Origin of the sequence: Flagellimonas sp. HMM57, from assembly GCF_021390175.1 — a bacterium.
Classification (GTDB): domain Bacteria; phylum Bacteroidota; class Bacteroidia; order Flavobacteriales; family Flavobacteriaceae; genus Flagellimonas.
Genome location: NZ_CP090004.1, coordinates 2,216,043 through 2,237,337, shown reverse-complemented (window position 1 = coordinate 2,237,337; position 21,295 = coordinate 2,216,043). Strand labels below are relative to the sequence as shown.

The window sequence follows — 21,295 nt, the reverse complement described above, 5'->3', positions numbered from 1 at the left end:
AATTTAATGTTTTAGCAAAACTAAGGAAATCCGTAAGCAATTTTGATTTTGTTGCTTTGTAGTTATGCAAAGTTCTAAACGTATTTTGATTGCCCCATTGAACTGGGGTTTGGGCCATGCCACCCGCTGCATTCCAATTATCAACGCACTGTTGGACCATGGTCACCAACCCTATTTAGCTTCTGATGGAGTTGCACTAGCGCTACTTCGGAAAGAATTTCCCGATCTACCTTCTTTTGAATTGCCTTCTTACAAAATCAAGTATGCTGAAAAAGCGAAAAATTTTAAAATAAAGATGGTATGGGATTCTCCAAAAGTGTTGAAAGCGATGGCCAAAGAGAAAAAAGCAGTAAAACGTCTTGCAAAAGAACATCACTTGGATGGTATCATTTCGGACAATCGACTGGGTGTTTTTTATAAAAAAGCACCTTGCGTTTTCATAACGCACCAACTGAACGTACTTTCCGGAAACACTACATGGATGAGCTCAAAAGCACATCAAAAAATCATAAAAAAATTTGATGCCTGCTGGGTTCCCGACGTGAAGGAGAAACCCAACCTTACCGGCAAGCTGGGACACTTGAAAAAATCCAAAATCAATATAAAATACCTTGGGCCTTTGAGCCGGTTTGAAAAAAAAGACATTGTTTTAAAGTACCAACTTATGGTTTTGCTATCGGGTCCAGAACCACAGCGAACTATTCTAGAAGAAAAACTTTTGGAAGAACTTACTGGTTATGAAGGTCATATTCTTTTTGTGAAAGGAAAAATTGAAGATACTAAGAGCCAGCAAAAAATCAGCATTAAAAAAGGAAGCATAACCATGCACAATTATATGCAATCCCAAGAACTGGAAACTGCAATTAATGAAAGTGAAAAAGTATTATGCCGATCAGGGTACACAACAGTAATGGATTTGGCCAAACTGGAAAAAAAGGCCTTTTTTATTCCTACTCCCGGGCAATATGAACAAGAATATCTTGCAAGACGCTTACAAAAACAAAAACTGGTTCCTTACTGCGACCAAGAAGATTTTGAACTAAAACATCTAAAACAAATTGATGATTTTCAAGGCCTTGTTTGTTTTGAATCTAGTTTGGATTATTCAGAATTATTCGCTGTTTTTTCGAGTGTAAATGAAAATTCGGAGCCTACATCCTCTTCACTTTCTACGTAGATTTTTTCATCATGGGCTTCAATAATGTGTTTAACGATAGATAAGCCTAAACCTGAACCGCCTTCTGTACGACTACCGCTTTGGTCCACCCTATAAAAGCGTTCAAACAGTCTGGGGATGTGCTGTTTTGGTATTCCTTCGCCATTATCGGTCACACGAACGATCACTTTGTTTTTTATCAGATTTTCAACACTTACTTCCGTGGTTCCTTTAGGATGCCCGTATTTAATCGAATTCACCAACAAGTTGGTAATGACTTGCTGAATCTTTTCCCTATCTGCGTTTACATAGATAGGTTCAGGGTAATCCATATCAAAAGTAAGGGTAATGTTTTTTTGGGACGCTTTCATTTCCAAGAGATCAAAGACACTTTGTATAAGCTCTACAATATCAAAATTCTCTTCTTCAAGTTTAAGTCCCCCTACTTCGAGCTTTGTGATTAAATCAAGGTCTTTTACAATGTAAATTAATCGTTCCACACCTTTATTGGCACGTTCCAGATATTTCTCCCTGATTTTTTTATCGTTCATGGCACCATCCAGCAATGTAAGAATGTAACCTTGTACCGTAAATAATGGTGTCTTTAATTCGTGGGATACATTGCCTAAAAAGTCTTTTCTATACTCCTCCCGAATTTTCAATGTGTCTATCTCTATTTTTTTATCCTCGGCAAACTTTTCAATCTCCTGGGTCAGGGTTTTCATATCAGTGGTCACTGGTTTTGAGGAAAACGAAGAGGATTCGAGCAGCGAAACGTCATCATATATTTTTTTGACACGCCTGTAGATAAAACGTTCTACCCGAATCTGAAGGATAGTAAATGAAATAATGAAACTGATGAGTGCAAACAGAACTACAAAAAGCCAGTCCAACTGATCCTTTAGAAATAGAAAAACTATAATCGATGTCGCAAGGAAAACCGTTATCAGAAAAGAAGAACGAAGGGCAAACTTATAGGATTTCCTTAGCTGAATCGCCATTACAATACAAACTTATACCCTACGCCCTTTACGGTTTTAAAATGATGGTCCCCTATTTTTTCCCGTAATTTTCTAATATGTACATCAATGGTCCTGCCACCAACTACCACTTCGTTGCCCCATACTTTGTCCAGAATAACCTCTCGCTTGAAGACTTTACTAGGTTTGGACGTCAACAAGGATAATAATTCAAATTCTTTTCTTGGAAGTACAATTTCTTTACCATTATTGACAATTTTATACTCCTCCCTATTGATAACAATGTTCCCGACCTTTACAATATCCTCAACATCAGCTTTCTCTTCTTTGAGTCTTCGCAGTAAGGCCTTTACCTTGCTCACCAAAACCTTTGGCTTTATGGGTTTAGTAATATAATCATCTGCACCAGCATCAAAACCTGCCACTTGCGAATAATCTTCGCCACGAGCCGTAAGAAATGTAATTATAGTATTCTCAAGCCCTGGTGTACTGCGTATGACCTCACAAGCCTCAATGCCATCCATCTCCGGCATCATAACATCCAGAATGATCAAATGCGGATTTTTCTTCTTTGCTTTTGCTACAGCCTCTACACCATTAACAGCAGTGTAAACCTCATACCCTTCCGAAGAAAGGTTATAGCTAACAATTTCTAGAATATCGGGTTCATCATCAACCAGTAGAATCTTAATGTCCTTTGTTTTCATGGGATGGTATTTTTTACGTTGATCGCCCAAATGTAAATATAATACTATAACGGCATTAATGCTTAACATTCATTTAATGTCGTAACATTATTGTAACAGTTTTCAAATAAACTCTTAACATATGCCTAACATCGCTTTTACAGCATGGTGCGTTCTTTGCGCCAAATACTTACCAGATAATGAGATTATTTTTATTGATACTTACTCTAGTTTTTACAACAGAGATGATTGCACAGGGAACCACGGGAAGCATCGTAGGAAAGCTGACAGACAAAGAGTTAAACAATGAGCCTTTGGCATTTGCCAATGTATTGATCAAAGGGACTACCACAGGTACCACTTCAGACTTTGATGGGCTTTATGAAATTGCAGGAGTTGAACCAGGGACTTATACCGTAGTATATAGCTATTTAGGTTACGAGACCATTGAAATTCCAAACGTTGAGGTTGTTGCGGACAAGGTTACAAATATAGACGTTCCCATGAGTGCTTCTGCAGGGTTTGAACTAGACGAGGTTGTTGTGACTACAGTTTCTAGGAAGGATTCTGAGACGGCCTTGCTTTTGGACCAGAAGAAAGCCGTTGAAATAAAAACCAGTATTGGAGCACAGGAATTAGCAAGAAAAGGTGTAGGCGATGCAGAAGGTGCGGTAACCAAAGTGGCCGGTGTCACCAAACAAGAAGGCGAGAAAAATGTTTTTGTAAGAGGATTAGGCGACCGTTACAATGCTACAACATTCAATTCTTTACCTCTACCATCTGAAGATCCAGAGTATAAAAATATTTCTTTAGATTTTTTCAGCTCAGATATCATTAATAGTGTTGGTATCGATAAGGCTTTCAATTCTAAGATGTATGGGGATGTAGGGGGAGCTGTTATAGATATCGTCTCCAAAGAATTAGTAGGAGAGAGTATCTTTCAAATTAGTCTTGGAACTGGTGCGAACACAGCTGCCGTAAGCCAAGACTTTCTTCGGTTGGATGAAGGAAATTTTCTTGGTATTAATGAAGACAGAAGTATTCCGTTAGGAAGTCTGAACAGATACAACTTTGATAATAGCTTCGCTCCTGAATCGCAGGGCACACAGCTTAACAATTCTTTTGGCATCCAAGCTGGCAAAAAGTTTCAAATAGGCGAAAACAATTCACTATCTGTCTATGTAGTGGGCTCTGTGGACAGTGACTACTTTTATCAAGAAGGTAACGAAAGGGTAATTACCGCTCAAGGTGGAAATAGAAGAAATCTTGACTTCCAAAAATATATTTATGAAGCTACCCAAATTGGTATGGGCAAGCTAAAATATAGCTTCGGAAATGGAAATTTCATTTCCTATAACGGATTGTTTGTACACAGCAACAAACAGAGTGTTGGTGATTATGAAGGTTTTGCCGAGAATATCTCTGAAGAAGCAGTTTCTGCTTTTATAAGAAGGCAACAGCAGAATGAAAATACTCTTGCCGTCAATCAACTTGCCGCTAATTTTAACATAAGTGAAAAACTTAGTTTGAGCACAGGGGCCTCTTACAACTTAACAAGAGGGTTTGAACCCGATCGAAGAACGAACACTTATGTTTTCGATGGCGAAAACTACAGACCGTCTTTAGGTTCTCCCGGGCGAACACATCGCTTCTTTTCAGAGTTAGCTGAGGACGAGATTGCTGCATCACTTCAACTTGATTACAAGTTTGGGTCAGAAGAAAAAATAAACGGTACTATTTCAATAGGAGGGGATTACAGAAATACAGATCGTCAATTTGACTTTAACCAAGTGAACCACAACTTTACAAGTTTAACGCCACCTCCAACTTCCGAGCAACTTATAGTTGATATTAATAATCCCGACGCTTTCTTTAGTCAAAGTGGCATTACCGACGGTATTTTTCAATTGGAGACCAATAGAGGTATCAATTCTGGGGATATTGATCCTCTTGAGCCATTCTTCTATTCTGGAGATCGTGACGTTTACGCAGGATTTTTAAGCACCAACTTGGTTTTTAGCTCTAGATTTTCAATGAATGTTGGAGCGCGTTTTGAACAAATCAATCAATTTGTTGAATGGGACACGAACCTGTCCAGTAGTTTTAGGGATGAGAACACAGACCCAATAGATAGGGAAGAAACCTTTGTATTACCAAGTTTCAGTCTGAGATACTCTTTCAATGAGAATAGTATCCTTCGTTTAGCAGGAAGTCAGTCATATACTTTCCCCCAATTTAAAGAAGTAGCACCATTTTTATATGAAGACGTTAACTTTTCAAGTTTTGGTTTCACGGATTTGATAAATTCCGATAACTATAACCTAGATCTCAAATACGAATATTACTTTTCTGCGGGAGAGATTATCTCCGTAACCGGTTTCTACAAACTTATCCAAAATCCAATTAACCGGGTGAACGTAAACTCAGCAGCTGCGAGTCAATTATCATATCGAAACAGTGGTGACAACGCCAATATTGCAGGTTTAGAAGTTGAGTTGAGAAAAAACATATATAAAACAGAGTCTGGTGATTCGAACACAACAACACTATTATCCTCTGGATTGAATGCCTCTTATTTGTACTCGGTACAGGATTTATCAGATCCAGCAACAAACTTTACCGAAGAAGAAGACGAACTTCAAGGTGCTTCTCCCCTTTTGGTAAATGCTGATGTTACCTACTCTTACAACAAGAACGATAACAGTATTATTTCTTCCTTAGTGTTTAACTATTTCAGTGACCGTATTTTTTCGCTTGGAACACAAGGACAAGCAAATATCATTGAAAACGGTATTCCAACCTTGGATTTTGTCACACGAACCAATTTTGGAAAACATTACGGGGTGAATTTGGGTATACGGAATTTTTTAAATCCAGAATATAAACTATCACAAGAGATTACAACAGGAGAAGACATTTCCCTTAGGAATTATAAGAAAGGAGTGATTTTTTCACTTGGATTCAACTATACGTTTTAGAACACTAACGCTTTAATTATTTAACTAAAAACAAGTATTAATTATTAACATTTGAGATGATGAGAAATTTTAAGTATTTATTGTTAGCCGTTGTAGTTTCAACGTCTTTTATTATTGGTTGTTCTGGAGATGACAATGATCCTGATCCAGATCCACCGGCAGTTGCAACATGTTCTGATCAAATACAGAACCAAGATGAAACAGGTGTAGATTGTGGTGGTGTTTGTGCGGCTTGCCCAGATACAACTCCGGCAAAGAATGGAAGCATTGACTCACAGGACGATGTAGATTTAGATCCTGCAGGTGTTGAAGGTGAGGTAAACGCTAGTGTAACATTAAGTGCTGCCCAAACATGGGTGCTTTCAGGTGCTTTAACCGTTACTGCTGGAAATACATTGACCATAGAAGCAGGAACCAGAATTGAAGCTCAAGCTGGTGGTACCGATGTCTACATAGCAATTGAGCAAGGTGCAACAATCAACGCTGCAGGTACTATGGCTGACCCAATCGTTATTACCTCTACTGCTGACAACCCACGTCCTGGAGATTGGGGAGGATTGATCTTGGCTGGTAGAGCACCTATAAACACTGGTGAAACTGCAGAAGCTGAAGTTGTTGGTCTTACTTATGGTGGTACAGCTGCCGATGATAACTCTGGAACATTAACGTATGTTCAAGTTGAGTTCACAGGTGCGAGAATCAACGGCGAGCAAGAATTTAACGGCATCACGTTCTATGGTGTTGGAAGCGGTACAACTGTAAATCACGTATCTGTTTTCAATGGTGCAGATGACGGAATCGAGTGGTTCGGAGGAACTGTTAACGTAGACAACGCTTTGGTTGTTAACGCAACTGATGATATGTTTGACTGGGCAGAAGGATGGACCGGTACAGGCACAAACTTCTATGGAGTACGTGATGAAGGTTTCTTGAACGTGACCGATGATCCTCGTGGAATTGAAGCAGACAGCAACTCTTCGAACAACGATGCTGAGCCACGATCTAACCCAACTATAAACGACATTACTTTAATAAATGCCGCTAACGTGGTTATGGCCGATATGATCAAAATAAGAAGAGGTAGTGGTGCTACTATTACCAATGCTCTTGTAGGTTTTGTTGGAGAAGATGCTTCCGCTGGTGACTTTATTGACCTTACTGACAGTGCAGGACCAGCTGCAGGCACTACTTCCATAGGAGTTAGTGTTGACGGTGGAGTCGATGACACAGATATCAAGAACGAAGTTGGAGCCACAATTACCATAGAGGTTGGTAACACAGGTGCTGACGCCTCTGTATTTGCATGGACAGGTTTTGAGTTCCCTGCTAATCCAGAGTTGTAGACACAAAATAAGTCTTTAATTATTTATACAAAGCCCCGCAATTGCGGGGCTTTTCTTTGCTACACTTCATCGAAAAGTGTACTATTTTTCGTTGAACGGTTTAAAATCGGGGTTCAAATTATCTATATTTGTGGCATAGCCTTTGTAACCAATACTTTATGAAGCAACTTTACTTGGTATTCTTTTTCTTTGTTTGCACGCTTTGTTTTTCCCAAAACGCAAAGAGCAGTGCGGATATTGACGGCTTTAAGCTATACCCAAACCCCGTTCCACAGGGTAAAGTGTTCATAGAGACCGCACAAAATGCACCAAAACAGATTTTGATTTTTGATGTTTTGGGCACACAAGTACTGCAAACTACTATTTTAGGAAAAGAATTAAACCTTTCCACTTTGGACAAAGGAGTTTACATCCTTAGGGTATTTGAACTTAACAAAGTCGCTACCAGAAAGCTTATTATCAAGTAGTTGTTCTATTTTCAGCACCAAATTACCCTTAATCCTAAGGGTTCACCTACATAAATCTTTGTTTCACAACATTTTATAGGCCAAGAAGCATTCTTTAGCTACTTTTAATATGCTATTATCCCAAATCGGCATATATGAAGAAAATCTACTTAATTCTTATTATGGCATTACCCCTATTCAGTTTTGGCCAAGAATTGGTCAGCGTAAATACAGAACAGGTTCAAGAACTAGAGGGTTTTAAAATGTACCCGAATCCTGCCTATGGCGAGGAAATATATATTACCACCTCTTCCAACGGAAGTAAACAAATTAAAATCTACGATGTGTTTGGTGAAGTTGTCCTAACAGACCGAATTTCAACCAATACCTTGGATATCTCAAGATTGGTTCCAGGAGTGTACGTATTACAAGTCACCGAACAGGAAAGGACCATGACCAGAAAACTGGTGGTCAAGTAAAGGTTATGAAACTAAAAAAGCCCTTCTTTTTGAAGGGCTTTTATTTTTGGATACTTTTACTTCCCTATGGAGCGTACAAGAATCCAAAAGATTTTTTCAATTTCAAACCCATCCGAATTTGAGGCATTGGCATTGGAGGTTTTTCAGTTTCAATACCAACAAAATCCAACGTACCATGAGTACTGTAATCACCTTGAAAAAACACCTTCCAACGTATTAGCCTCACAAGAAATTCCTTTTCTACCGATAGCATTCTTTAAAACACATAAAATTACCTCATCCCCACACAAACCAGAAATTATCTTTGAAAGTAGCGGCACGACCGGCAGTATCTCCAGCAAACATTATGTTAGGGACACCTCTATATATCTAGAGAGTTTTAGAAAGGGTTTTGTGCATTTTTATGGCCCTGTTGAGGATTTTTGCATTTTGGCACTTTTACCTTCCTACTTGGAACGAGAAGGATCTTCTTTGGTCTATATGATCAATGATTTTGTCTCTAAATCCCAACACCCCAGTAGCGGTTTCTATCTTTACGATTTGGAAATGCTTCAGGAAAAATTACTACAACTGGAAAAAGAAGAAACCAAAACACTTTTAATAGGCGTTTCTTTTGCCTTATTGGATTTGGCGGAACAGTTCCCCATGAACTTAAAACATACCATGATTATGGAAACAGGAGGCATGAAAGGAAGGCGAAAAGAATTGATACGCGAGGAACTTCACAGCATTCTTAAAAATGCTTTCAACATCCAACACATTCATTCCGAATATGGAATGACCGAATTATTATCGCAAGGATATTCCAAAGGAAACGGTATATTTAAAACTCCACCATGGATGAATGTACTTACCCGGGATACCGAAGACCCGCTCTCCATACAGTCCCATGGAAAATCTGGCGGAATTAATATCATTGACCTTGCAAATATTAATTCGTGCTCATTTATTGCCACCCAAGATTTAGGAAAGACCTATGCTGATGGCACTTTTGAAATTTTAGGCAGGTTTGACCAATCCGACATTCGAGGTTGCAATCTCATGGCATTATGACTATTCGGCTGGGCGATATTCCAATCCAGGGCCATCACAAGCATTCCAAGTAGCATATAATGCATCTCCATTGAACACCAAAATTTCTTTATCGTTATTGGAACAGTTAGCTATAAGGGTTGTTCCAGTTTTATAGGTCAATTCAAAATACCTTTCCTCTTCTTGAGCCATAAGTTCATAGGTTCCTGTCGCTTTGGTTATGCTACCTTCGCGCTCCCGTTCTTTTATAAAACTGCCATCGGGATTAAAAAGATAGTACTCTTGCCATTCCATTGCGTCTCCAATAGTTTCAGAATTGACCATACTACCCGTCATCTTTACCAACTCCCATTTTTGGGCTTCACTTTTTAATGGAACTTGCACGTCTTCATCCCCATTTGAATCGTTTGTGTTACATGAACTAATAACAGTAAAAAAGAAAAGGAGCAGTTTAAATACTTTCATTGTTTTAGGTTTTATAAAGCAAAGACCTAAAAACAGCTATTTGGTTGCGCAGTTTTGAAAAATTTAACCTAATCAACGACCAGTACAAAATAGTTCTTCTTTCCTCTTTGGAGCAAAACAAATCTATTATTGATAAGATCTGAAACAGTAATACGATAGTCTTCCTTTACCTTTTCTTTATTTACCGAAATGGAATTTTGTTTCAGCTCTCTTCTGGCTTCACCATTGGAGCCTAAAAATCCCGTTTTTGCGGCCAAAGCACCTATCATATCCAAACCGTCATCAAGCTCCGTTCTAGCAATTTGTGCTTGCGGTACACCTTCAAAAACATCTAAAAACGTTTTTTCATCGAGAAGCTTCAGGTCTTCAGAAGTGGATTTTCCAAATAGGATACTACTGGCCTGTATGGCGTTTTCCAAGTCGGAGTTTGAATGCACTTGTACCGTAATTTCTTCGGCCAATTTTTTTTGTAGTATTCGTAGATGTGGTGTTTCCTTATGTTCATCTATGAGGGTGGCAATCTCGTCTTTGGTCAAAAATGTAAATATCTTAATATATTTTTCTGCATCTTCATCCGAAGTATTTAACCAGTACTGGTAAAACTTGTATGGAGACGTCCTTTCCGCGTCCAGCCAAATATTCCCGCCTTCGGTCTTTCCAAACTTGCTGCCATCCGCTTTTGTAATCAAAGGACAGGTTAAGGCAAAACCCTTACCACCGCCAATTCTTCTAATCAATTCGGTTCCAGTGGTAATATTCCCCCATTGGTCACTTCCACCCATTTGTAATGTACAATTATGATTTTGGTACAAATGCAAGAAATCATATCCCTGTACCAATTGATAGGTAAACTCCGTAAACGACATTCCTTCTTTAGCATCCGAGGAAAGTCTCTTTTTAACAGAGTCTTTCGCCATCATATAATTAACGGTGATGTGTTTTCCAACATCACGGATAAAATCCAGAAAGGAGAAATCTTTCATCCAATCATAGTTGTTCACCAAAACCGCAGCGTTTTTCGCATCACTCTCAAAATCCAAAAAACGCCCTAATTGTGCTTTGATAGCTTCTTGATTATGCCTTAATGTTTTTTCATCCAAAAGATTACGTTCGGCCGATTTCCCCGATGGGTCACCGATCATTCCGGTCGCACCACCTACCAATGCAAACGGTTTGTGTCCAGCTAACTGAAAATGTCTTAGCATCATAACACTCACCAAATGTCCAATATGTAATGAGTCCGCCGTAGGATCTATACCAACATAGGCAGCTTGCATCTCTTCCATGAGGTGCTCTTCGGCTCCTGGCATAATATCGTGCACCATTCCTCTCCATTGTAGTTCTTGAACAAAATTCTTTGGTTTCATATGCTTTTAAGAATAGCTGCAAATATAAAATGAAGTTCTTGAATCACTACATAATTCCATTGCAAATAGGTATTTTTATGGCATGATTTTGGTCACCGGAGGTACTGGTCTAATTGGCTCACATTTACTTTTTCAATTATTGAAGCAAGGCGAAAACATTCGGGCTTGCTATAGAAGTCAAAGTTCCATTGATGCTGTTTCAAAGGTTTTTGGATATTATACGGATAATCCTTCCTATTTATTGGAAAAAATAGATTGGGTGCAGGCAGATATCACGGACATTATTTCTTTAAAAGCCATTTTTAAAGATATTGAATACGTTTACCATTGTGCCGCAATGATTTCGTTTGATCCGAAAGACTATACTGCTTTGGTCAAAAATAATATTGAGGGCACTGCAAACATTGTCAACCGCTGTATTGAAAACAATGTAAAGAAACTTTGCTATGTGAGTACCATAGCAGCAATTGGACCAAGTGTCAAAGGTAAAGAAGTAGATGAGGATAGTGAATGGAACGATGCGAACGTTTCTGTTTATGGACTTACCAAACATGAAGCCGAACTGGAAGTTTGGCGTGGTTCGCAAGAAGGTCTTTCAATCGTCATCGTAAACCCTGGAGTTGTTCTTGGACCAGGTTTTTGGCATACTGGAAGCGGAACTTTTTTCAAATATGCCGCAAAAGGCAAAAAAACATTTATCCCAGGCGGAACGGGTTTTGTCTCCGTAACCGATGTAACCAATTCCATGATAAAACTTATGGAATCCGATGTGCAAAAAGAACGATTTATTCTGGTCAATGAAAATTTGACTTTTGAAGCATTGTTCCAAAAAATTGCTCCGTATTTAAACGTGAAAGCTCCTACAAAAAAAATACCTTTTTGGGTTTTGGAATGCTTTTGGCGCTTGGATTGGTTACGTTCCAATGTTTTGGGAAAACGGCGCAAGCTTACCAAGAATATGGTGAAAGGATTTTATAAACATGAAATATACAACAACGAAAAAATAAAATCGACGATTAATGTTCAGTTTGAGGATTTGGATGAAGTCATCCAATTTTGTTGCTCCAAATACTTAGTTTGATTCAACTATACTATCCTTCTTTATTCTTGAGTTTTTTATGGAATCCCTTTTTAACTGACTGGCTTTTTTAACACTATCGTTTTCCCTCTTTTTGGCCTCCTCTAACTCTTTATGCCTTTTTTCCAGCATGGATTCTACGTTTTCATAAATGGACTCATATTCCAATGGCATGGAAGCATAGTACAAATCACTCTGGGAAAATTGAGTACTATCAATTTGATACTTGTCGTACAGAAACTCCATGGTAGTGACTCCTTGGCTTTCCATTAGCTGCCTATACGATGTCGTAGCTGCTTTCAAAATGGCCAAATCATGCAAAATAGCAATCATTTTTTCCTTTGGAATTAAATTCTCGGGCTTTTCAACCACTTTCTCACCACAAGAAAAAAACAGAAGACCTAAAAAGAATATTATAATTTTCTTCATTTTTCCTTACCTATTAAATGTGAGTCTTTTGGCTTTTCTTTCTGTCGAAAATTTTCCGTTTTCGTATGCTAAATGACCATTGATAAAAGTGCGGACTATTTTAGAATCAAACATTGTGCCTTCAAATGGAGACCATCCGCACTTATATAGAATATTTGATTTTTCAACCTGATTTTTAGTGTTGCGATTCACTTGTACCAAATCAGCAAAATAGCCTTCACGTACAAAGCCTCGTCTATCAATATCAAACAATTTAGCAGGATTATGGCACATTTTTTCCACAATCTTTTCCAAACTTATTTTTCCTTCCTTTTCTTTTTGCAACATAGCCTGCAACGCATGCTGAACCAAGGGCCCACCGGATGGCGCTTTGGTGTAGGGATTATTCTTTTCTTCCAAGGTATGTGGGGCGTGATCTGTAGCAATAACATCAATTCTATCATCTAGCAATGCCTCCCAAAGTTGTTCTCGGTCCATTTTCGTTTTTACCGCTGGGTTCCATTTAATGAATGTTCCTTTATCTGCATAATCCTCATCGGAAAACCATAGATGGTGTATGCATACTTCTGAAGTTATCTTTTTCTCTTCCAACGGTATGGCATTGGTAAACAAATCAGTTTCAATCCCGGTAGAAAGGTGGAAAACATGCAATCTAGCACCTGTCTTTTTAGCCAAGGCAATCGCCTTAGATGAAGATAGGTAACAAGCTTCTTCACTCCTAATTATAGGATGTAGGCTTATCGGGATATCATCACCGTACTGTTCTTGATATTTTTCCATATTCGCACGTATGGTCCCCTCATCTTCGCAATGTGTGGAAATGACCATTTCCGTATTGCTGAAGATTTTTTCAAGAATCTCTTCATTATCCACCAACATATTCCCTGTAGACGATCCTAAAAAAAGTTTAACCCCCGAACATGCATTTTTATCGAGCTTTTTCAGTTCCTCTAAGTTGTCATTCGTACCCCCAAAAAGAAAAGAATAATTCGCATAAGAATCTCTGGCGCCCACTGCAAATTTCTCTTCCAACTTTTCTATGGTCGTAGTCTGCGGATTAGTATTGGGCTGCTCCATAAAAGTGGTTATTCCACCAGCAATCGCAGCTTTGCTCTCAGTTCCTATAGTACCTTTATGGGTAAGCCCTGGTTCTCTAAAATGAACCTGGTCGTCAATGATGCCAGGTAATACATAATCTCCATTTACATCAATAACATCTGCATTACCATCCGTTATATCCTTGGCTATGCGCGTTATAATATCTTCTTCCAAAAGTAAATCGGTCTCCATGATGCCACCCTCATTGATGACCTTCGCATTCTTCACTATTATTTTTGCCATTTCAAAAACTCTTTTTATAAAATATACTTCTAAACTTCATTGCAATGACTCCAAAAATAGCTTCTCTTATTATGGCAGAATTCATTTTTGACTTTCCATTAATCCTATCCGTAAAAATGATGGAAACTTCTTCGATTTTATAGCCTTTTAGGTATGCCCTATACTTCATTTCAATTTGAAATGCGTAGCCTATGAATCTAACCGCATCTAAATTAATGTTTTGTAATACCTCTTTCTTATAGCACACAAAACCTGCAGTGGGATCGTGCACTTTCATTCCGGTTATAATTTTTACATAGAAAGAAGCCCCGTAGGACAATAAGATTCTGAACAGTGGCCAGTTTACCACATTTACACCTTTTTTATAACGTGACCCAACGGCCACATCGGCGCCATTTAAGCAGGCTCTGTGCAATCTTGGCAAATCGGTAGGACGATGCGAAAAATCTGCATCCATTTCAAAAATGTACGCATAATCCCTCTCAAGAGCCCATTTAAAACCATGTATGTAAGCCGTTCCCAAACCTGATTTTTCTTTTCTTACTTCTAAAAAAAGACTGTCAGGAAATTGCTCTTGCATTGACCTCACATTTTCGGCAGTACCATCTGGAGAATTATCATCGACTACAAGAACATGAAAATCCTTCTTTAAATCGAAAACTGTTTTTACAATGGCCTCTATGTTTTCAATTTCATTGAAAGTTGGTATAATTACTAAACCGTTGGCCATGCACATAAAGATTAGAGCGCAAAAATACGGTTTTCTCAAACGGTTTAAAAAGTTACAACACCTATTACCGTGCTTCTTGTAATCCAATATTTGTAACTTTGCCGTTGTTAAAATCTATTTGATGACCCAAAAGTTTCCTAGGCTTTTTCTTATTCTACTTGCCTTTCTTTTTGTTCTCAATATTGTTCAGTCCTATTTTACGGAACTCATCTATGATGAGGCGTATTACTGGTATTACGCACAGAATTTGAATTGGGGCTATTTTGATCATCCGCCCATGGTGGCCTTTTTAATAAAGTTAAGCAGTATTTTCTTTGATGGAGAATTGGGGGTACGCTTTATGAGCTGTCTGCTTTCGGTTGGAACTTATCTGATTTTATGGATGCTTATTGACAGCGAAAAAAAGAAAGATTATGTAGTTCACTTTTTTCTCTTGGTTTTTTCAATGACGTTAATGAACGCCTACGGATTTTTAACCTTGCCCGATACACCACTCTTGTTTTTTACGGCGCTATTCCTCTTACTTTATAAGCGGTTTTTAAGCAACCCCAGTGCTTTGATCTCAATTTGTATGGGAATCGTTATGGCCGCTCTCATGTACAGTAAATACCATGCCGTTCTGGTCATTGTGTTTGTATTACTTTCGAACATTAGGTTAGTGACAAACAAATATGCTTGGTTATCAGTGGTTATTGCATTGGTTTGTTACATGCCGCATTTTTTATGGCTGTATGAAAATGATTTTATTTCCATAAAATATCATCTCTATGAACGCCCCAATCAAGCGTATTCTTTTTCAAAGTTCACTCTTGGTTATTTTGTGAATCTAATCGCAATTTTTGGCCTATTGTTTTATTGGGTGTATCTATCGCTTTTTAAAATGAAAATCAGTGATACGTTTTCTAAAGCCCTGATATACTTAACTTACAGCGTACTCATTTTCTTTTTTGTGTCAAGCTTTAACAGACGGGTACAAACGCAATGGATCATTATAGTTTCGATACCGCTGGCGATAATAGCCTTCAACCATCTCATTGAAAACGCAAACAGCAGAAAATGGATGTTTAGAATGGGAATAGCGAGTTTAGTGCTACTGCTTTACGCCAGGGTATGGCTTGTACACCAACCGTTGCTCCCTATACTTTTCGAAACACACGGAAACGCAACCTGGGTCCAAGATTTAAAATCAAAAGCAGGTGATATTCCCATAGTTTTTGAAAATTCGTATCGAAAATCACCGATGTACGAGTTTTACGCTGGAAACCCCACGTACTCTTTGAACAACCATATGTATAGAAAAAACCAGTATTCTATCGATGATTCTGAAAAAAGAGTACAAAACAAAAAAATACTCTATGTAACCAAATACAGAAAAAGCGGGGATATATCTTACGCTCACCCTGACAGTACTGTTTTTCACGGTGTTTTTATGGAAGATTTTAAATCATATCGAAAATTGAAAGCCATTGTAGAAAAGATTGACGGCAGTACTGACTATTACACTTTGAAGGTATATAACCCTTATTCTTTTGAAATTCCTTTGAACGAATTAAAATATTCTGCAGCTTTTTCCAATCGCCACAAACAGGTTAAACAACTTGTATCAATAACTGTTGAAGCTATTGCTGATAATGGTCCACTATTAAAATCAAGAGATACTGCTTTTTTCAGTTTCAATTTACCTAAACCAAAAGAGGAAAACCTTTACTATTTCCGTATTGGAATATCTGAGAATGATTTGTTACCTGGACTTAACGGAATCCCAACTAAATTTGACCAATGAATCCTATATACAAAACTGTTGAATCCTTGGATTGGATGACCATTGCCCTTTTTTTCAGTTTGATTGTACTAACTCTGGGGAAGTATCTTTTTCAAAACAAGTTTTTGAGTTTTATCATTTTACCGTTCAATAATAGATATACCGTAGTTTACAATAAAAAAGGACGTCTTTTAAATTGGTTTCAAGTGCTTTTGACTATTTTTCAATTGGTCAACTTCTCACTGTTCCTTTTTTTGATTCAAAAAAGCTTTTCCATTGTAAAATTGGACGGACAACTTTCCTCTTTTTTTATAATTATGGGAGGGTTGATATTGTTTCAATTACTAAAAATATCACTACAGTATGCCAAAGGATTTGTATTCAATACGCAAGCAATGATTTCTGAACTACTGTTCAACAAAATCTCGTATCTCAACTATAGTAGCTTGGTTATGTTCGTAACCAATGTAATTCTTATTTACATTGTAAAGGACTCAAAAATGATTATTTCATTTGCTTTGGCCTTGATTGTTTCCATAAATATCATTGGGTTGGTCAAGGTCTTGAAGAACTATCAAAAAGCGATCATTCCCTATTTTTTCTATTTTATTTTGTACCTTTGCGCACTCGAAATTGCACCCTTAGTGATAGTTGGAAGCTATCTAAAAGATTGAAAGCTTATGAAAGTAAAAACAATTTTGGTTTCCCAGCCAGAACCCAAAATAGAAAATTCTCCCTACTCACGCCTAATTGAAAAAGAAAAAGTAAAGGTAGATTTCAGACCTTTTATACACGTAGAGGGAGTAGAAGCAAAAAGTGTAAGACAGCAAAAAATTGATTTGAACAATTTTACTGCGATAATCCTTACGAGCAGAAACTCTGTGGATCATTTTTTTAGAATCGCAGAAGAAATGCGCTTTAAGGTACCAGATACCATGAAGTATTTTTGCCAATCAGAAGCCGTAGCTTATTATTTGCAAAAATATGTAGTCTACAGAAAGCGAAAAATTTATGTTGGAAAAAGAACATTCAATGAACTTGTTCCACTTATCAAAAAATATAAGGATGAAAAATTCCTTTTGCCATCATCAGATATTTTGAAACCTATTGTTCCGCAAGCTTTAGATGAACTTAAAGTGGATTGGAAAAGAGGTATCTTTTACAAAACGGTAATAAGCGACCTATCTGACTTAAGAGAAGTGACTTATGATGTTTTGGTATTTTTTAGCCCTTCTGGAATCGAGTCGTTATTGAAAAATTTCCCGGATTTTGAACAGAACGGAACTCGTATTGCAGTTTTTGGGAACAGTACGGTCAACGCTGCAACTGAGGCAGGTCTCAGAATAGACATAAAGGCACCGACACCAGAGACGCCATCAATGACAATGGCCTTACAGAAATACATTACAAGCGTCAATAAGTAGCAACATATACGATAACAAAAACAAAAGGCCCATCTTAAGATGGGCCTTTTGTTTTAAAAAGCATAGCGTTGCGGACCGCCTCGCCGTATCTCTTCACTGGCATAAGATTCAAATTTCTTGAAATTTTCTCTAAAGGCATTGGTGAGCTTAAATGCCGTCTTATAGTAAGCTTCATCATCGTTCCATGTTGCTCTTGGGCTAAGCACTGAAGTTGGCACGCCAGGACACTCTCTAGGCTGTGCCACTCCAAAAACAGAATGGATATGGTATTTGTCATAGCTATAAAGTCCTAAGTCACCGCTAAGTGCTGCACTTATCATAGCTCTTGTGTACTTTAGCTTCATTCGGGTACCCACACCATAAGGTCCTCCAGTCCAACCTGTATTGATCAACCAAACATCGACCCCGGATTCTTGCATTTTTTTACTTAGCATTTCTGCGTACTTAGCAGGGTGTAAGGGCATAAAAGGCGCCCCAAAACATGCAGAAAATGATGGTTGTGGCTCAACCACGCCAGCTTCTGTACCAGCGACTTTAGCAGTATATCCAGAAATAAAGTGATATGCAGCCTGCGCAGGTGTAAGCTTGGAAATTGGAGGTAAAACACCAAATGCATCTGCAGTCAAAAAGAATATATTCTTTACATTCTCACCTATAGAAGGCTGTTGTATATTATCAATATGATAAATAGGATAACTGACTCTTGTATTCTGGGTAATGGAAGTATCTGAAAAATCAACTACGCCCTTATCATCCATAATTACATTCTCCAAAATAGCTCCCTGTTTGATTGCCGCGTAGATTTCCGGTTCTTTTTCTTGTGACAAATCGATGACCTTTGCATAGCAACCGCCTTCAAAATTGAATACCGTATTATCTTTCGTCCATCCATGTTCGTCATCGCCAATGAGCTTTCGGTCAGGGTCCGTAGAGAGTGTGGTTTTTCCAGTACCGGAAAGACCAAAGAAAAGTGCAGTGTCCCCAGAATCGCCAATATTGGCAGAACAGTGCATGGGCAACGTATTTTTATATACAGGCAGAATAAAGTTCAAGGCAGAGAATATCCCTTTTTTTATTTCGCCCGTATAGCCCGTGCCTCCGACCAATGCTATTTTTTTTGAAAAATCCAGAATAGCAAAATTATGTTGCCGTGTTCCATCAATCTCGGCGTTGGCAACAAAACCAGGAGCATTTATTACGGTCCATTCAGGTTTAAAATCCTTTAGTTCCTCTTCATTAGGCCGAAGAAACATATTATAAGCGAACATATTGGACCATGGATACTCATTGATTACCCTAATGTTCATCTTATAACCTTCATCGGCACAAGCATAGCAATCGCGTGCAAAAAGTTCTTTTTCGTTCAAGTAGGCAATCATCTTATTGTAGAGCTTATCAAACTTTTCACTCTCAAAGGGAATATTGATATCTCCCCACCAAACCTTTTCTTCTGTAATGGAATCCCTTACGATAAAACGATCCATTGGAGACCTTCCCGTAAACTCTCCCGTGTTAACTGCCAAGGCTCCCGAAGAAGCTTCTTTGCCCATATCCTTTTCAATGGTCAATTTTTGTAATTCCTGAGGGGATAATTGGTAATGTACGTTAGTATGTTGTATTCCATACTGGGTTAACGAAATCGATTTCGTTGTTGGAATGTGGGCCTCCATGCTTTTGTAGTTTTTTTAGTTGGTACAAAACTAGAAAATTATACTATTTTACCACTTTTTTGATGGTTTATTTATGCTGTTTTTTAGTCAAAATGTAATATCCTAAAAGAAACCACCCTATAATTAAAAAAGTACCGCCTATGGGGGTTACAAATGCTATTTGTTTAAAATTGAAAGCAACTAAACTATTGATAGCGAGCAGATAAATGGAGAAAGAGAATAGAAGAACACCCAGAAGAACGAAGATAAACACGATTCGTTTTTGTTTTTGAAGCAAACCATCCCATGACCCGAGAAAAAGTAAAAACAATGCATGATACATCTGATAGCGTACGCCCACTTCAAAAGTATCAATTGAGTTTGAATCAACCACTTTTTCAAGCCCATGGGCACCAAAAGCACCTAACACTATAGCCAAAAACCCAAAAATAATTCCCATCAGCATAATTGTTTTGTTCATAACTTTTAGAGCTTAAATATTTAGAAATATAACAATTTGATACTTTAGTATTCGTTTTAATCAAAAGTAAACAAAACCCATGGTTCGCACTATTTTGGTACTTGGAGCAGGAAAATCCACTGCATACCTGTTAGATTATATTCTCGAGAAATCCAATAAAGAGAAACTTCAGTTAACCATAGGAGACCTTAACCCTCAACACATTCCAGAACATATTGCCTCGCATCCAAATTGTAACGTGATAGAACTGGATATCTTTAATGATGAGCAAAGGAAAAATGTCATTGCTTCGACATCACTTGTAATCTCTATGTTACCTCCACGGCTGCACATTAAAATAGCTGAAGATTGCATCACCTTCAAAAAACATCTGGTTACCGCATCCTACGTGAGCAAGGAAATAGCAGCCTTGGATAGCGATGCAAAAAAAAATGGACTTGTTTTTATCAATGAAGCTGGTCTTGATCCTGGTATTGACCATATGAGTGCCATGGAAATCATTGATAGAATTACCAACAAAGGTGGAAAAATGTTACTTTTTGAATCATTTACGGGAGGATTGGTAGCCCCTGAAAACGATTCCAATCTTTGGAATTACAAATTCACATGGAATCCGAGAAATGTAGTTGTTGCAGGTCAAGGTGGTGCAGCAAAATTTATCCAAGAAGGAACATATAAGTACATCCCTTATCAAAAACTATTTCGCCGTACCGAGTTAGTGAACATTGACGGATACGGCTCTTTTGAAGTATATCCAAACAGGGATTCCCTAAAATATACCGAAGCCTATGGCTTACAGGATGCATTGACATTATTCCGTGGAACTATGCGTAGAGTTGGGTTTTCCAAGGCATGGCAAATGTTCGTTCTTCTTGGGTTGACAGACGACAGTTATACCGTGGAAAACTCTGAAGGCATGTCGTATCGGGAATTTATCAACCTATTTTTACCATATTCTCCAACAGATTCCGTTGAATTAAAACTTCGACATTACCTCAAAATAGACCAAGATGATATTAGATGGGGAAAGTTACTAGAGTTGAATCTTTTTGACGATACAAAAAAAATACCGATAAAGAATGCCACTCCCGCCCAAATGCTTCAGTACATCCTTGAAGATAACTGGACATTACAAAAAGACGAAAAGGATATGATCGTGATGTACCATAAGTTTGGCTACGAAATTAACGGTGAAAAAAAACAAATAGATGCCAACATGGTCGTACTTGGTGAAAACCAAAGCCATACTGCTATGGCAAAAACTGTTGGCTTGCCCGTAGCAATAGCAGCACTCCATATTCTTAACGGTAACATCACAACTCCAGGTGTTCAAATTCCCATTAGCAAAGAGGTGTATGCCCCCATACTTTCAGAACTGAAATCGTATGGAATTAAGTTTAGGGAATATGAGGTGCCCTATTTAGGTTACAATCCAGATTCAATAGGGAATTAGTTTTTAACCTTTTTCG

Annotated in this window: 20 protein-coding genes; 11 read left to right on the top strand and 9 right to left on the bottom strand. The window is 38.0% G+C overall.

Annotated elements, in window-relative coordinates:
* Nucleotides 1-64 precede the first annotated feature (64 nt).
* Entirely contained in the window at nt 65-1,177 is a 1,113-nt protein-coding gene (locus tag LV716_RS09950) for a glycosyltransferase (RefSeq protein ID WP_163417589.1), read from the top strand.
* Here the strand turns inward: LV716_RS09950 and LV716_RS09945 are convergent.
* Together LV716_RS09945 and LV716_RS09940 are read right to left on the bottom strand one after the other, a co-directional pair.
* Nucleotides 1,102-2,157: a cell wall metabolism sensor histidine kinase WalK gene (locus LV716_RS09945; RefSeq protein WP_163417588.1), complete on the bottom strand. Its 1,056-nt coding sequence runs from the start codon at nt 2,155-2,157 to the stop codon at nt 1,102-1,104. The two genes, LV716_RS09950 and LV716_RS09945, sit on opposite strands and share 76 nt — an antisense overlap.
* Nucleotides 2,157-2,843, bottom strand: coding sequence for a response regulator transcription factor (locus LV716_RS09940; RefSeq protein ID WP_163417587.1), 687 nt, complete (start codon nt 2,841-2,843; stop codon nt 2,157-2,159). The genes LV716_RS09945 and LV716_RS09940 overlap by 1 nt, the downstream gene beginning before the upstream one ends.
* A gap of 179 nt (nt 2,844-3,022) precedes the next feature.
* Here LV716_RS09940 and LV716_RS09935 point away from each other — a divergent pair, with 179 nt between their 5' ends.
* From LV716_RS09935 to LV716_RS09915, 5 genes are all read left to right on the top strand, one after another.
* Nucleotides 3,023-5,800 (top strand): TonB-dependent receptor, encoded by a 2,778-nt coding sequence (locus LV716_RS09935; protein WP_163417586.1) that lies wholly within the window; start codon nt 3,023-3,025, stop codon nt 5,798-5,800.
* A gap of 56 nt (nt 5,801-5,856) precedes the next feature.
* On the top strand, nt 5,857-7,143 hold the full coding sequence (locus LV716_RS09930) for a hypothetical protein (RefSeq protein ID WP_233759100.1): 1,287 nt from the start codon (nt 5,857-5,859) through the stop codon (nt 7,141-7,143).
* A gap of 158 nt (nt 7,144-7,301) precedes the next feature.
* Nucleotides 7,302-7,610, top strand: a complete 309-nt coding sequence (locus tag LV716_RS09925; protein WP_163417584.1) for a T9SS type A sorting domain-containing protein — start codon at nt 7,302-7,304, stop codon at nt 7,608-7,610.
* A gap of 134 nt (nt 7,611-7,744) precedes the next feature.
* Nucleotides 7,745-8,068 carry a T9SS type A sorting domain-containing protein gene (locus LV716_RS09920; protein ID WP_163417583.1) on the top strand — a complete coding sequence of 108 codons (324 nt, stop codon included), beginning with the start codon at nt 7,745-7,747 and terminating at the stop codon, nt 8,066-8,068.
* 66 nt (nt 8,069-8,134) lie between these two features.
* Nucleotides 8,135-9,121 carry an acyl transferase gene (locus LV716_RS09915; RefSeq protein WP_163417582.1) on the top strand — a complete coding sequence of 329 codons (987 nt, stop codon included), beginning with the start codon at nt 8,135-8,137 and terminating at the stop codon, nt 9,119-9,121.
* Here the strand turns inward: LV716_RS09915 and LV716_RS09910 are convergent, their stop codons facing one another.
* Nucleotides 9,122-9,565 carry a hypothetical protein gene (locus LV716_RS09910; RefSeq protein ID WP_163417581.1) on the bottom strand — a complete coding sequence of 148 codons (444 nt, stop codon included), beginning with the start codon at nt 9,563-9,565 and terminating at the stop codon, nt 9,122-9,124.
* Nucleotides 9,566-9,633: 68 nt separating this feature from the next.
* A complete protein-coding gene (gene tyrS, locus LV716_RS09905) occupies nt 9,634-10,932 on the bottom strand; it encodes a tyrosine--tRNA ligase (RefSeq protein WP_163417580.1) in 1,299 nt (432 codons plus the stop codon).
* Nucleotides 10,933-11,014: 82 nt separating this feature from the next.
* Between tyrS and LV716_RS09900 the strand changes: the two genes are divergently transcribed.
* Nucleotides 11,015-12,013, top strand: coding sequence for an NAD-dependent epimerase/dehydratase family protein (locus LV716_RS09900; protein ID WP_163417579.1), 999 nt, complete (start codon nt 11,015-11,017; stop codon nt 12,011-12,013).
* Here the strand turns inward: LV716_RS09900 and LV716_RS09895 are convergent.
* From LV716_RS09895 to LV716_RS09885, 3 genes are read right to left on the bottom strand one after another with little or no spacing between them, the layout of a single operon-like run.
* Nucleotides 12,005-12,439, bottom strand: a complete 435-nt coding sequence (locus LV716_RS09895) for a DUF4296 domain-containing protein (protein ID WP_163417578.1) — start codon at nt 12,437-12,439, stop codon at nt 12,005-12,007. The two genes, LV716_RS09900 and LV716_RS09895, sit on opposite strands and share 9 nt — an antisense overlap.
* Nucleotides 12,440-12,445: 6 nt before the next feature.
* Nucleotides 12,446-13,780: a dihydroorotase gene (locus tag LV716_RS09890; protein ID WP_163417577.1), complete on the bottom strand. Its 1,335-nt coding sequence runs from the start codon at nt 13,778-13,780 to the stop codon at nt 12,446-12,448.
* 1 nt (nt 13,781) lies between these two features.
* A complete protein-coding gene (locus LV716_RS09885) occupies nt 13,782-14,510 on the bottom strand; it encodes a polyprenol monophosphomannose synthase (RefSeq protein ID WP_163417576.1) in 729 nt (242 codons plus the stop codon).
* 121 nt (nt 14,511-14,631) lie between these two features.
* Here LV716_RS09885 and LV716_RS09880 point away from each other — a divergent pair, with 121 nt between their 5' ends.
* From LV716_RS09880 to LV716_RS09870, 3 genes are read left to right on the top strand one after another with little or no spacing between them, the layout of a single operon-like run.
* Nucleotides 14,632-16,293, top strand: coding sequence for a glycosyltransferase family 39 protein (locus LV716_RS09880; protein ID WP_163417575.1), 1,662 nt, complete (start codon nt 14,632-14,634; stop codon nt 16,291-16,293).
* Nucleotides 16,290-16,946, top strand: a complete 657-nt coding sequence (locus LV716_RS09875) for a DUF4271 domain-containing protein (protein WP_163417574.1) — start codon at nt 16,290-16,292, stop codon at nt 16,944-16,946. Before LV716_RS09880 ends, LV716_RS09875 begins: the two co-directional genes overlap by 4 nt.
* A gap of 6 nt (nt 16,947-16,952) precedes the next feature.
* On the top strand, nt 16,953-17,696 hold the full coding sequence (locus LV716_RS09870; RefSeq protein WP_163417573.1) for a uroporphyrinogen-III synthase: 744 nt from the start codon (nt 16,953-16,955) through the stop codon (nt 17,694-17,696).
* Between the two features lie 53 nt (nt 17,697-17,749).
* On the opposite strand, the gene pckA is transcribed toward LV716_RS09870, so the two are convergent.
* Together pckA and LV716_RS09860 are read right to left on the bottom strand one after the other, a co-directional pair.
* Nucleotides 17,750-19,366 carry a phosphoenolpyruvate carboxykinase (ATP) gene (gene pckA / locus LV716_RS09865; RefSeq protein WP_163417572.1) on the bottom strand — a complete coding sequence of 539 codons (1,617 nt, stop codon included), beginning with the start codon at nt 19,364-19,366 and terminating at the stop codon, nt 17,750-17,752.
* A 67-nt stretch (nt 19,367-19,433) separates the two neighbouring features.
* Nucleotides 19,434-19,826, bottom strand: coding sequence for a DUF423 domain-containing protein (locus LV716_RS09860; protein WP_163417571.1), 393 nt, complete (start codon nt 19,824-19,826; stop codon nt 19,434-19,436).
* 79 nt (nt 19,827-19,905) lie between these two features.
* On the opposite strand from LV716_RS09860, the gene LV716_RS09855 reads away from it, so the two are divergent.
* Complete coding sequence (locus LV716_RS09855) at nt 19,906-21,279, top strand: saccharopine dehydrogenase family protein (protein WP_163417570.1); 1,374 nt, start codon at nt 19,906-19,908, stop codon at nt 21,277-21,279.
* The last annotated feature ends 16 nt before the right edge of the window (nt 21,280-21,295 follow it).